Annotated in this window: 10 protein-coding genes; 6 read left to right on the forward strand and 4 right to left on the reverse strand. The window is 46.5% G+C overall.

Annotation, left to right across the window (positions count from 1 at the left end; all coding sequences use genetic code 11):
- Positions 1 to 228: 228 nt before the first annotated feature.
- Genes L3V37_RS03010 through L3V37_RS03020 form a run of 3 tightly spaced genes read left to right on the forward strand, consistent with a single transcriptional unit; the run spans position 229 to position 4761 of the window.
- Positions 229 to 1404, forward strand: coding sequence for an efflux RND transporter periplasmic adaptor subunit (locus L3V37_RS03010; RefSeq protein WP_237305810.1), 1176 nt, complete (start codon positions 229 to 231; stop codon positions 1402 to 1404).
- Between the two features lies 1 nt (position 1405).
- Complete coding sequence (locus L3V37_RS03015; RefSeq protein WP_237305811.1) at positions 1406 to 3370, forward strand: MacB family efflux pump subunit; 1965 nt, start codon at positions 1406 to 1408, stop codon at positions 3368 to 3370.
- A 14-nt stretch (positions 3371 to 3384) separates the two neighbouring features.
- Positions 3385 to 4761 carry an efflux transporter outer membrane subunit gene (locus L3V37_RS03020; RefSeq protein ID WP_165401717.1) on the forward strand — a complete coding sequence of 459 codons (1377 nt, stop codon included), beginning with the start codon at positions 3385 to 3387 and terminating at the stop codon, positions 4759 to 4761.
- 96 nt (positions 4762 to 4857) lie between these two features.
- On the opposite strand, the gene L3V37_RS03025 is transcribed toward L3V37_RS03020, so the two are convergent.
- On the reverse strand, positions 4858 to 5400 hold the full coding sequence (locus L3V37_RS03025) for a carboxymuconolactone decarboxylase family protein (RefSeq protein ID WP_005374097.1): 543 nt from the start codon (positions 5398 to 5400) through the stop codon (positions 4858 to 4860).
- 111 nt (positions 5401 to 5511) lie between these two features.
- On the opposite strand from L3V37_RS03025, the gene L3V37_RS03030 reads away from it, so the two are divergent.
- On the forward strand, positions 5512 to 6114 hold the full coding sequence (locus L3V37_RS03030) for a TetR/AcrR family transcriptional regulator (protein WP_237305812.1): 603 nt from the start codon (positions 5512 to 5514) through the stop codon (positions 6112 to 6114).
- A gap of 151 nt (positions 6115 to 6265) precedes the next feature.
- On the opposite strand, the gene L3V37_RS03035 is transcribed toward L3V37_RS03030, so the two are convergent.
- Entirely contained in the window at positions 6266 to 7522 is a 1257-nt protein-coding gene (locus L3V37_RS03035) for a type 2 secretion system lipase (protein WP_017819748.1), read from the reverse strand.
- Between the two features lie 466 nt (positions 7523 to 7988).
- Here L3V37_RS03035 and L3V37_RS03040 point away from each other — a divergent pair, with 466 nt between their 5' ends.
- Positions 7989 to 10019, forward strand: a complete 2031-nt coding sequence (locus L3V37_RS03040) for a S8 family serine peptidase (RefSeq protein WP_237305813.1) — start codon at positions 7989 to 7991, stop codon at positions 10017 to 10019.
- 9 nt (positions 10020 to 10028) lie between these two features.
- On the forward strand, positions 10029 to 10391 hold the full coding sequence (locus L3V37_RS03045; RefSeq protein WP_130546472.1) for an ATPase: 363 nt from the start codon (positions 10029 to 10031) through the stop codon (positions 10389 to 10391).
- An 85-nt stretch (positions 10392 to 10476) separates the two neighbouring features.
- Here the strand turns inward: L3V37_RS03045 and phnX are convergent, their stop codons facing one another.
- Together phnX and L3V37_RS03055 are read right to left on the reverse strand one after the other, a co-directional pair.
- Positions 10477 to 11292, reverse strand: a complete 816-nt coding sequence (phnX, locus tag L3V37_RS03050; RefSeq protein ID WP_029798315.1) for a phosphonoacetaldehyde hydrolase — start codon at positions 11290 to 11292, stop codon at positions 10477 to 10479.
- 79 nt (positions 11293 to 11371) lie between these two features.
- Positions 11372 to 12751: an aspartate aminotransferase family protein gene (locus L3V37_RS03055; RefSeq protein WP_237305814.1), complete on the reverse strand. Its 1380-nt coding sequence runs from the start codon at positions 12749 to 12751 to the stop codon at positions 11372 to 11374.
- Between the last annotated feature and the right edge of the window lie 25 nt (positions 12752 to 12776).

The following is a 12776-nucleotide window of genomic DNA, read 5'->3' on the forward strand; positions in this document are numbered from 1 at the left end:
TTTTGTTTATAATACTTATAACTTGAATTTTTATATTAAAAATGGTCTTTGTTATATGTATTGAATGATAAAGTTTTGAAGTGACTATAATATCTCTGATTTTTCACGTTAGTGAAGTTATTCCTTCAGTTTCTTGACGTTAATTTACCTATCTTTACGTCTCGTACCCTGTACGGCTAAGACAAATAGCAGTATAAAATCAAAACGATTATTTACTTCACTCCTGCTATGAAACTCAATAAAAAATGGCTCGTTTTGTGTGGCCTACTTGCTATTGGTGCTGGTGGTTATCATTATCTGCAACGTCCAGAACCCATTTCTCCTTACGCGACAGAAGTCGTTCGCAAAGGCAATATCGAAAAGGCGGTATTAGCCAACGGCATGTTGCAAGCGTCCAAATTGGTGAATGTAGGTGCGCAAGTATCTGGGCAAATTCAACGCCTCGCTGTGAACTTAGGGGATGAGATCAAACAGGGAGATTTGATTGCACAGATTGACAGCCTGACTCAGCAAAACAGCCTCAAAGAAGCCCAAGCGTCTCTTAACAGTCTCAACGCTCAGTACCAGGCTAAGCAAGCGCAGATTAAACAAGCAAACTATGAATACGTGCGCCAAAAAGGCATGCTGGCAGCGAAAGCGAGCTCACGAGCTGATTACGAGAATGCCGAAGCGACGCTCGCCATCTACAAAGCCGAGTTAGCGCAACGGGATGCCGAAATCGAGAAAGCCAAAATCAACGTCGACAATGCGCAGTTAGATCTCGGTTACACCACCATCAACGCACCGATGGATGGCACGGTGGTTTACACCGCGGTGGAAGAAGGACAAACCGTAAACGCCAATCAAACCACGCCAACTATTATCGAGTTAGCCAAGTTAGATACGATGACGGTGAAAGCCGAAATTTCGGAAGCCGATGTGATTTTTGTTCACCCAGGCCAAACGGCGCTGTTCACCATTTTAGGCAAACCGAATCAGCAGTTTAAAGGTACATTGCGCGCCATTGAGCCGGGGCCAACCATCATGGATGGCGATGATAGCGATCTGAGCATTTCAGATAGCGATGCCATTTACTACAACGCTGTATTTGACGTGAAGAACCCGCAAGGTATTTTGCGCATCGGCATGACTGCGCAAGTTTCGATTGTCCTTGAGCAATCGGAAAATACCTTGATTGTCCCTTCACAAGTGCTGCAAAAATCTGGCGGCAAAGGCAACTATACCGTGCCAGTGCTTGAACAGGGCCAAGTGGTGAAAAAGCCCGTGACAGTGGGTATTAACAACAAAGTGAACGCAGAAATTCTCTCAGGTTTGAAGGAGGGTGACCAAGTTGTTCTTGGCAATGCTATGGATGGAGAATCATCAAGCCGAGGTGATCGTCGTCGACCTCCGATGAGGTTCTAGGATGAGTGACGTGCTTTTAAAAGTTGAGGATTTAACTCGACGTTTCGTCTCTGGAGACGAGTCGCTTACCGTGTTGAACCACATTAATTTAGAGATAAAACGCGGTGAAATGGTCGCGATCGTGGGTGCATCAGGCTCAGGTAAATCGACGCTGATGAATGTGCTCGGCTGCTTGGATAAACCGTCCAGCGGTCGATACTTCATTAATGGGCAAGATGTATCGACGTTGGAATCCGACCAACTGGCGGAACTGCGCCGCGAGTATTTTGGCTTTATATTCCAGCGTTACCATTTGCTGGGGGACTTAACCGCGGTGGCAAACGTGGAAGTACCAGCGGTTTACGCGGGAGTTCCTCATCGTCAAAGAACGGAGCGAGCGCAGTCGTTATTGGCTCGCTTAGGGCTGGAAGATCGTTTGACTCACAAGCCCAGCCAGCTGAGTGGTGGCCAGCAACAGCGCGTGAGTGTTGCTCGTGCACTGATGAACGGTGGTGAGGTGATTCTCGCTGATGAGCCCACTGGTGCATTAGACAGTCACAGCGGGCAAGAGATGATGGCACTTCTTAAAGAGTTACATCAACTTGGGCATACGATCATCATAGTGACTCATGATATGAACGTGGCGAACTTTGCGGATCGCATCATTGAAATCAAAGATGGTGAAATCATTGCAGATACGCTAAATGCACAAGTTGTAATCAATGAGCAAGCAGCAAATACACCGAGCGCGTCTTTTCATCGCCCAGCGCAAGCCGCCAGTAAGTGGTGGAATTGGGACAGTTTTATTGACGCGCTCAAAATGGCGCTGCTGGCGATGTCTAGCCACAGAATGCGCACGTTTTTGACCATGCTCGGCATCATTATTGGTATAGCCTCGGTGGTTTCCGTGGTGGCACTAGGTAATGGTTCACAACAGCAAATTTTGTCGAATATCTCATCCATGGGAACAAACACCATTGATGTCAGGCCGGGCAAAGGGTTTGGTGACCGCCGCTCCGGACGAGTGAAAACGCTAACCGCCGACGATGCTAAATCGTTGGAGAGTCTACCTTTTGTCGACAGTGTCACGCCGTCTTTATCCAACAGCTTAACCGTGCGTTACGCCAATCAGGATGCAACCGCGTCTGTGGAAGGGGTTGGGGAAGATTATTTCCGTGTGCGCGGTTATGGGATCGCCAAAGGTCAGTTTTGGGATGAAGAGAGCGTGAACTCACTCGCCCAAGAAGCAGTGATTGATGACAACACCAGAAAGGAAATGTTTGCGGATAGAAATCCGATTGGTGAAGTGATTTTTCTAGGTTCATTGCCAGTGCGTATTGTAGGTGTCACGCAGAAAAAAGAAGACGCGTTTGGTAACAGCGACGCACTGAAAATTTGGGTGCCATACACCACCATGTCGGGACGAATGATGGGACAACGCTACCTCAACGGTATTACTGTACGGATTGATGAGAATGCCCCAAGCGCAGCGGTAGAACAGAGCATCATCAACTTGTTAAAAATGCGCCACGGTACAGAAGATTTCTTCACGATTAACACTGACACTATTCGTCAGAGCATCGAGAAAACCACCGCCACCATGACGTTACTGATCTCAGCGATTGCGGTAATCTCCCTAATTGTCGGGGGAATTGGCGTAATGAACATCATGTTGGTGTCGGTGACAGAGCGCACGAAAGAGATCGGTGTGCGAATGGCTGTGGGTGCGAGGCAAGCGGATATTTTGCGTCAGTTTTTGATTGAAGCGGTACTAGTGTGTTTGTGTGGTGGCATTGCTGGTATTGGTTTGGCGTTTTTGATTGGTTTTGCATTCAGTACATCTGGCAGCAGCTTCCAAATGATTTACTCAATGAACTCGATCATCTGGGCGTTTATTTGCTCAACGTTGATTGGCATCGCTTTCGGCTTTTTACCCGCTCGCAATGCCGCCAAACTCGATCCTATAGAAGCGCTAGCGAGAGACTAAAAATGAGTAACACAATGAAATTCAAAACTCGATTGGTCGCGGCGGCCTTAAGCGCAGTGTGGTTGTCAGGTTGTGGTTCGCTTATGCGTAGCGACTATCAAGCTCCTGAGGTGCAAGTGCCTGCAAATTGGCAACAGATGCATGTTGCGGGTGATGTCAGTATGGATCCTTGGTGGTTGGCGTTTAACGACCCAACGCTTAATCAATACATTACTCAGGTGTTGGCTCAAAACAACGATTTGACGCTGGCAACGCTAACGCTAAAGAAAGCGCGTTTACAGCTGGGTTTAGCGCAAGATGACCTTTTCCCTACGTTGAGTTCTTCCACATCAGGACAAGTTCAAAAATCTCTTGATAGCGGGGAATCGGCAGATAGCTACAGCACTAACTTGTCCGTCAATTACGAGTTGGATTTGTGGGGAAAAATCTCGGCAGACGTTGACCAAGCCAAGTGGACGGCGATGGCAACTCAACAAGATCGCGAGGCGACCGCACAAAGTTTGGTGGCAACGACGGCATCGTTATATTGGCAAATCGGCTATCTAAAACAGCGCTTAAACCTCAGTCAGCGTAATGTGGAAGACGCAGCTCAAACGCTACAATTGATTGAAAAACAGTACCAACTTGGCGCTGTGGATCAGTTAGATGTGCTTGAAGCCAAACGTACGTTGGCAAGCTTACAAGCGCAGCAAAGTGAGTTTGAACAGAGTTTACTTGAGGCAAACAACGCCTTTGCGATTTTGTTCAATCAACCGCCGAAGAGCATCAGTGCAAACATCCAAATGCTGCCTGAAGGCGATATGCCATCGTTGAGTGTTGGTGCTCCGTCTGATTTATTGATCCGCAGACCCGACATTAAAGCAGCGATTTATGAAGTCAAAGCCGCGCTAGCAAATAAAGACGCAGCAGATTTGGACTACTTGCCCAAGCTGACGCTCACTGGGGCTTTGGGTGGATCGTCACAAGCGCTCAAAGACCTGCTTTCCAACCCGATCGGCAGTTTAGGTGCAGATATGACGTTGCCGTTTTTGCAGTGGAATGAGATGAAAAATAGCCAAGCCATTGCCGATTTAGACTATCAATCGGCTATTGTGAGTTATCGCCAAGTGTTGTACGCCGCATTCCAAGATGTCGAAAATGCCTTGTCGGCACGCGAGAAATTGAAGTATCAGGCGGCGCGTTTACAAGAACAATATGATGCCGCAAGTGCCGCTGAGTCCATTTATGCTGCGCGGTATCAGTATGGTTCGACGTCGATCATGGACTATTTGAATGCACAAGAAGACACCAGAAACGCGCAAGCTTCTTTGTTGGAGAACCGTTACAACCAGTTTCTCACTCAGGTTACGCTTTACCAGTCTTTAGGAGGAACCGACGTTGCGCCGTTGTAATTAGGGGTCAGCTCACACTAGCGAAGCGCCATGCAACAAAGCCTTTTTTGAAGGTATTACTGGTCCCATGAATGGGACCAGTAATAAAAGCTTAAGTTACTTGGCGAACTTCTTGAAAGGTGCATCAACCGGGGTGTCAGCTAGGTGATTGGTGTAGTTACTCATCACTTTTTGCGCTAGACCAAGTACAATTTCAAGCAGTTGCTGCTGTCCGTAACCCGCCGCAAAGAATTTCTCTATCTGAGACTCTTCAACTACACCACGTTGGCGCACCATTTGAAGCGTTGTCTCTCGTAGTGTTTCAAGTTTTTCGTCTGCCAATGGTGTTTGGTTGACGAGAGCATCGACAATCTCCTGATCCACTTTCATTGACGCCGCGATCGCACTATGAGCAGGAACGCAGTAGTGACAACCATGTTCAACGTTGATGGTTTGCCATACGACGGTCAATTCTTCTGCGTTAAATGATGTTTGTTGAAAGAGCTCATGCACAACTTGATAACCCTCAAGCAAGGTTGGCGCTTCAGCCATAACAGCATGAAGATTTGGTAGCATGCCAAACGCTTTGACTGAATTTTCAATCAGGTGCTTTGATCCTTCGGGTGCGTTTTCTGCGGTATACAGTTTAAATTCTGCCATGTTTAAATCTCCTGTAATTGGATATGAGCGGATTAGGCAAGAACAGGATAGTTGATTTTGAGCGGTCGCTCAATATAAAATTGAGCATATGTTCAAAATTGATAATTGCTCATGGCGAATACAAAGAAATTCCAACGTGATGAAGTGGTGAAAGCCGCCTCGGATCTATTCTGGAAGAAAGGTTTTCATGCAACATCTACACGTGATTTACAAGATAGCGTGAATCTGCGTCCTGGAAGTATTTATGCGACGTTTGGGTCAAAAGAGGGGCTATATTGTGAAGCGCTAAAAATGTACGTTGCGAACTTGCAAGCCCTGTTTGAGTTGCATTTAGCTCAGAACACAACGGTTCTAGATGCAATAGAAGCTTTCGCGATTGATGTGGTTATCAATCAGCGAGACTCCAATCCCAGTGAAGTGTGCATGTTAGTCAAATCAGCAAGTGAATTTGCTGAGGATTTTAATGCGCTGCGCAATCAAACAATCAGCTTAGCAAACCAATTTGAATCTTTTCTTGCAAAGCTGTTTGAGCGAGCAATCGAGAATGGCGAAATTGAAGCTCAGGATACATTGCTTCTTGCTCAGTTGTTCCAGGTTCAGTTTACGGGTATACGAGCCTACTCATACCGCAGTGATGATGTAACCTTAAAGACGTTGATCTCTATTATGGTGAACAGCTTCCGCGGTAACGTACCAAAACAGAACGCTGAATGAGACTGCTCAAAGTCAACGTCTCTAAATCAACGGCTTGAAGTAAGCGAGCTCAAATAAACCCGTTATCGGGGGTCGATATCGATAAAAAATGACCACGAAGCATCGTGGTCATTTTTATGCAGATTAACTTGCAATGAACAACAACGGCTTATTAAAAGCGAAACTCTTCTAAGTTATTGCTGCTTTCTAACATTTTTTCAGCCACATAACGATGCGTTGCTGTGGTTGGGTGAGTCACATCCCAGAACACGAACTTATCTGCGCCAGATGCTGCACATTCAGAACGTAATGAGTGAGTGTACATGTAGTCAACAGAGGATGAACGGTTGATGTCTAAGCAAGGGTCGCTTGCATTTACGAAACCGTGTTCTTCTGGTGCCGAGGTTAACTTCTCAAACAGTGCGTGTGTATCAAACAATGCGATGTTGTAGCCTTGGGCTTTGTAGTACATCGCTTGTGCTTTGATGAACTCGTTCATTTTCAATACTTTCGCACGAATCGTTTCAATTTCTTCCTGTGTTGAGTATTTGAACTGTGGTGCTTTGGTTGCATCAGGCAGTGTCATCAACATGAAGTTCTTCGCGCCAGCGTCTGTTAAACGAATCAGAGCTTCAGCGTAATCCGCTTTTACTTCCGGCACGCTACGGTTGTAGTTCATGAAATCATTTAAACCAAACTCTAACGTAAACAATGTGTTAGCAGGGTTGTAGTTCTTCGCCAGCTTTGTGTAGGTTAAGTAAGAAGAAACTTGTTCGCCGACACCAGTTAGCGCGATGTATTGGTTTTCACCTGCTGCGCCACCAACTGCCCAGTTGTATAGCGGTAAGTTTTTCGCTTTAGCAACGTATTCCGTCCAAACAAAACCGTTTGAGAAGTGACCCAAGAACCAGCTATTCGGGTTAGGAAAGCGCCATTGGGACGCGTTAAAGATGTTGCCTGTATCAGACAAGCTATCGCCTAAAGCCACTACTTTGTTGATTTGATCTGGTTGCATTGCAGCATCATTGCTCCAGATCGTGTGGTTATAAGAATAACGATTGTCGGCAGCAAAAAAGGTAATGTCTGCGTTCTCGTTCGCTAGATCTAGTGTTTCCTCACAACGCTGGCGAATTACGTTTTGTGAGGTATTGGTGTAGAACATGTTTTTAAATGAAACAGAGCTCCACCAATAACCATCGATAGTGAAGTCACTACCATCTTGGTTTTTTGCCCATTTCCAATCGGTAGCCGCATCGTCCTTAGAGTGGCTCGTACGATACCAGCATCGAACGTACGTATAAGTTTGATTTTCTTGCGCGCTAACCACTTCAGCCGCAGAAACCATTGCTGGTGATAAAGTTGGCTCCTCTGCAATGGCGGAGGCAAGCGGAAGTAATGCAGTTAATAGTGTGATTGTTTTTTTCATCATTCACTCTTCTTGTAATGGTTATTGTTCCGAATGCGTGAATACGCTCGGCTATAACAGTATTTAGATGAGAATTTTTCTCACTAAACCTTCTAATTCTGAGTAAATGCTCAAGACAGTCAACAACTAAATATTCAATATTTCAGTTTTGGCACCACGGTCAAAAAATCCATTCAGCATAGCAATCGATTAAATGGGTGATATTTAGAATAATTACTCACTAACATTAATTTAACATTCACTTTTTGTTAATTAAGTAATTGCTTTATAAGGTTTTGTTGATGATTTTTAATGTTAACTTAAAGTGTTTATTGAATGATCTTTTGTACAAATTTGTATATTCATGAAACAAATTGTTTGGCATTTTTGCTCTGTAAACTATAGCTGAAGCTCTCATGCAAACATCATGATGATGACTTTTCATGAGAATATAGTGAATAAAAATTAGCTCAAATAAGGAATAGGGCAAATGCACTACACAACAAGTAAAAAACAAGGCTTATTTTCGTTGTCTGCCGTAGCAATAGCACTGACCACTTCGATGTCAGCGTTTGCGGCTCCACCAATGGGATTTGATGAATCTAAGTTACCGACGAAGTACATCGTCAAATTCAAAGAAGATGCAGTCAGCCGTTCTTCAATGGGTGGTAACTCATTCTGGGGGCCACGAATCGCGCAGGAGTCTGTTCTAGAACAGGTGAAGGCACGTAAGGTGGAAAAACTGGGTAATCGCGCCATTTACAGCGTTGAATTGGATGGCGATGACTTAGAGCCGCTTCGCAACCGTAGTGATGTGGAATACGTGGAAGTCGATCCACCTCGCTATTTGCTCAGCGAAACGACCCCATGGGGATATGAAGCGGTTAATGCTCAACTGCTAGCTGACTTCAATGCGGGTAATCGCACTGTATGTATTATCGATTCAGGGTACGACATTTCGCACAACGACCTAAGCGGTAACCGCGTTGCTGGTACTAACGATAGTGGTACGGGATCATGGAGTGATCCGGGTAACAACAATGCCCACGGTACTCACGTCGCGGGTACGATTGCTGCGATTGCCAACACCGAAGGTGTAAAGGGTGTGATGCCAAACCAGAATGTTAATTTGCACATCGTGAAAGTATTTAACGAATCGGGTTGGGGTTACTCATCTGGGCTTGTTAAAGCAATCCAGACCTGTGCCGATAATGGTGCTAACGTTGTGAACATGAGCCTTGGTGGTAGTCAATCAAGCCGAACTGAGCAAAATGCACTGCAAAATATTTACGATCAAGGCGTTCTATTGATTGCCGCTGCAGGTAATGATGGCAATACAGCGCACAGCTATCCAGCTTCTTATGACTCAGTGATGTCTGTTGCGGCTGTTGATAATCAAAATGATCATGCAGCGTTCTCACAATCTACTAATCAAGTTGAGATCTCAGGCCCGGGTGTGGCGATCTTATCAACAGTTACGGTAGGTGAAGGTAAACTTTCTGATATTACCTTGAATGGTGTAAGCCAGTTTGATCGTGGGATTGTTCCTCACAATCGTTTGATCAATAACGGTTCTTCGTATGTTCCGGATCCAATCGCGGGTTCAGTAACGGCAACGCTAGATAGCTGTGATGTATCTGGCGGTAACTTTAACTGTGGTGATATGTCGGGCAAAATTTGTTTGACTGAGCGTATCGGCAACCAGTCTTCAGGAAACTACCCTGAAGTAGATGCGGTTCAGGCTTGTTACAATGCGGGTGCGCGAGCTGCAATCGTATACAGCAACTCTGAACTACCTGGTTTACAAAACCCATTCTTGGTAGACACAAACAACGCTTATCGTATGGTTTCGGTAACGGTTGATCGTGCATTTGGTCAAGAGCTGTTGGGGTATGTTGGTCAGGAAATTACTGTTGCAACAACCTCTGGTGAAGATTACGAGTACTACAATGGTACATCAATGGCGACACCGCACGTAACGGGCGTAGCTGGCTTGGTGTGGAGTTACCACCCAACCTGTACAGCAGCGCAAGTGCGTAATGCCCTAGTGAAAACTGCAACAGATATTGATGTTGCTGGTCGAGACAACCGTACTGGCCACGGCCTAGTTAATGCTGAAGCGGCGAAGCTGTTCTTGGACGCTGGCTGTAATGGACCTGATGGTGGTAGCTCTTCGGATTCTAGCTTCTCAAATACCAGCCCTGTCGCGATTCCAGATAATAAATCTTCTGGCGCAATCAGTGCAGTAGAAGTCGATCGCTCTGGTGATTCAGGCACAGTAAGTATTGACGTTGATATTAGCCACACTTACATCGGTGATCTACGAGTGACTTTAACGTCACCGACTGGTGGAGAAGTTGTACTTCACAATAATACCGGCGGCAGCGCTAACGATATAAAAAATACGTTCCAAGCGGATTTTTCTGGTTTTGAATCGCAAGGTTCTTGGGAACTAAAAGCGGTAGACAGTGCCAGAAGAGACACAGGCACCATCAACAGTTGGACTCTGACCTTTCAATAAGGAGTGACTATGAAGAAGTTGACCTTACTTTCTTTGTCTGCGGTAGGCGCTACCGCACTATTGGCAATCGGACTGAGCTCAAGCAGCTTGGCAAACAATCAAGGATTTCCTCTCGTGGATGAACGCCAAGATCAAGCCGAGCAGCAACCTGCACGTTACTTTGTTAAGTATCATGAAGGAAAAGAGAGCGAAGTGAGAGCGCTTCTTCGTCAGCACAACATTGAAGTGGTCGACGCTCTGGTGAAACAACATGTGTTGATTGTGGTGGGTGAACAGGCGGAAGTCGATAAGCTCGCCGCTCACGATGCGGTCGAATACACTGAGCAAGAGCCGACAAGAAAGCTGCTATCTAACGGAAGTACGCTTCAATAAGCCAAAGCTCATTAAGATAGTGCCAAAAAGAAAAACGCCCCTCACGAGAGGGGCGTTTGTTTCATTTGTTAGTGGAAGATGAAGATTACGGACGTTCACCTGCTGCTAGGCGACGTTCGATATCTGCAACCACTTCTGGGAAGTCAGCAATGGTGTCGATGAGGTAGTGCGGCGAGCTCTTGAGCAATTTTGCACGCGCTTTTTCACGAGCGGCATTAAGTGTTGCTTCGTCCGCGGCTTGGTATTCTTCAAACGTTAGACCCGCTTCGTTACCAGAAAGCAGCAAGCCAACGGTCCACATACCGGCGTTGTGACCTTCATCAATGCCCGGTGCGGCGTCATCCACTTTGATGCACGCATTAACGTCGGTAACATTCAGCTCAATCACGTTCTTCAGTGCCATAAATGGTGCAGGGCGACCACCTTGTGGCAGGTCATCCGTTGCTACTACGTAATCTGGTTTGTAGCCGTAATCCGCTGCAACAGGAATCAGTACGTCCATCACTTCGCGAGGGTAACCAGAACAAGAACCGATCTTGATGCCTTTGTCTTTCAGACCGTTCACAACTTCAATCGCATTAAGGATTGGCTCTGCGTGGTCAGCCACTTTTGCTTTTTGCAGCGGCATAAATGCTGCGTAGATAGCATCGATGTCTTCGCTGGTCATTGAGCGACCAAACTTCTCATTCCAGCGCTTATCAACTGCAGGAATACGACCCACTGCTTGGATGTGATCCCACTTACCAAGCCCCATTGGTTCGCGCGCTTCCTCAAGGTCGATTTCAAAATCAAAGCCTTGTTTGAATGCTTCCACAAAGATGCTGGTTGGCGCAAAAGAGCCGAAATCGACGATAGTGCCAGCCCAGTCAAAGATCACTGCTTGAATTGGTGAGTTGCTCATGTTCAATCCTTTTTCTTGCTTGCCAGAGCGCTTGCCTACACGTTGGAACCGCGCTCTGGATAAATTGGTTTTGTTGAGGTCAGAAGTAGTTAAAGTCTTTGCACACTTTGGCGATCGCTTCTTCAAAGAGCGCCAACGCTTCTGTCAGTTGTTCGCGAGTAATGATCAGCGGTGGACTGAGTTGAATCACGTTACCTTGCGATACCTTGAAACTCACTCCGTTGTTGAGGCATTGGTACAACACAGCTTCCGCTTCGTCATACGCGCGTGCTTTGCTTTCGTGGTCAGTAACCAGCTCAATGCCCCATAACATGCCGATGCCACGAACATCACCAATCACTGGGTATTTGGCTTTCATCTCTAGCAGCTTTTCACGCATAAACTGGCTGTCGGCTTTGACTTTATCTAGCAAGCCGTCTTGCTCAATGGCTTCCATGGTTGCCAGTGCCGCAGCACAACCGATAGGGCTTTTCTCATGAGTGTAATGACCCATGGAGATTTGCTCGGCGGTGTTGTATTTGTCTTTGGTTACCATGGCTGCGATAGGCACTAAGCCTCCGCCCAAACCTTTACCGATGCAGAGCATATCTGGCTCGATGTCGTAGGCTTGGTAGGTAAACCATTCACCGCTGCGACCCATGCCGTTAGGGATGTCGTCGATGATCAACATGACATTGTGTTTGTCACAGATTTCTCGAATGCGTTTCCAGTAGGCTTTGCTCGGCACTTGTACGTCGGTATTACGAACCGCTTCTGCGATAAACGCGCCCACGCCGCCTTCTTTCTCAATCACGTATTCAAGGTAATCGGCGTAATGCACATCGCTGTCGTCTGCGACTGGGAAAGCACCTCGGTAAGACACTGCTGGTGGAATGCGCTCAACACCTGCCATTAATGGTCCCATGCCTTGGCGGAAACACGCTTCGCCACCTACTGAGATGGCATCCAATGATGCGCCGTGGAAGGAATCCCACAGCGACACCACCTTGTAATTGCCCGTGATGTGGCGTGCTAATTTAAGAGCCATGCCAACCGCAGATGTGCCACCCGGAGCAAACAACACGCGATTCAACTCGCCGCCACAGATTTGGGTGAGTTTTTCGGCACATTGAATCGCGGTCTCGTTGGTAAAACGACGTGGTGAAAACGGCAGTTTGGCAATTTGCTCTTGCACACGGTTAATCACATGCGGATGACCATAGCCTAGCTGGTGGACGTTATTGCCATGAAAGTCCATGTACTTTTTGCCGGTAGCATCTTGGATATAGATGCCTTCTGCTGCTTCCAAGGTATCTAAGCAAGGTGTCGACATAGCTTGATGAAGAAAGACCTCCGAATCACGCTTCAATAATGTTTGCGTGCGTTCGTCATCCATCGATGCATTCCAAGCTTGGCGCGCAGGTGTCGTGTTGACATCGCCTTCGCTGCGGAAATGGGGCGGTTTGATATTCTGAGTCATAACGCTCTCTCAATCAGAAGGCTGC

This window comes from Vibrio sp. D54 (assembly GCF_021728075.1).
In the GTDB taxonomy this organism is placed as follows: Bacteria; Pseudomonadota; Gammaproteobacteria; order Enterobacterales; family Vibrionaceae; genus Vibrio; species Vibrio alginolyticus.

What these genes read in the sequence shown, in the direction of transcription:
- L3V37_RS03010 (WP_237305810.1), top strand. Translation starts at nt 229, where the DNA reads ATGAAACTCAATAAAAAATGGCTCGTTTTGTGTGGCCTACTTGCTATT.
- L3V37_RS03015 (WP_237305811.1), top strand. Translation starts at nt 1,406, where the DNA reads ATGAGTGACGTGCTTTTAAAAGTTGAGGATTTAACTCGACGTTTCGTC.
- L3V37_RS03020 (WP_165401717.1), top strand. Translation starts at nt 3,385, where the DNA reads ATGAAATTCAAAACTCGATTGGTCGCGGCGGCCTTAAGCGCAGTGTGG.
- L3V37_RS03025 (WP_005374097.1), bottom strand. Translation starts at nt 5,400, where the DNA reads ATGGCAGAATTTAAACTGTATACCGCAGAAAACGCACCCGAAGGATCA.
- L3V37_RS03030 (WP_237305812.1), top strand. Translation starts at nt 5,512, where the DNA reads ATGGCGAATACAAAGAAATTCCAACGTGATGAAGTGGTGAAAGCCGCC.
- L3V37_RS03035 (WP_017819748.1), bottom strand. Translation starts at nt 7,522, where the DNA reads ATGATGAAAAAAACAATCACACTATTAACTGCATTACTTCCGCTTGCC.
- L3V37_RS03040 (WP_237305813.1), top strand. Translation starts at nt 7,989, where the DNA reads ATGCACTACACAACAAGTAAAAAACAAGGCTTATTTTCGTTGTCTGCC.
- L3V37_RS03045 (WP_130546472.1), top strand. Translation starts at nt 10,029, where the DNA reads ATGAAGAAGTTGACCTTACTTTCTTTGTCTGCGGTAGGCGCTACCGCA.
- phnX (WP_029798315.1), bottom strand. Translation starts at nt 11,292, where the DNA reads ATGAGCAACTCACCAATTCAAGCAGTGATCTTTGACTGGGCTGGCACT.
- L3V37_RS03055 (WP_237305814.1), bottom strand. Translation starts at nt 12,751, where the DNA reads ATGACTCAGAATATCAAACCGCCCCATTTCCGCAGCGAAGGCGATGTC.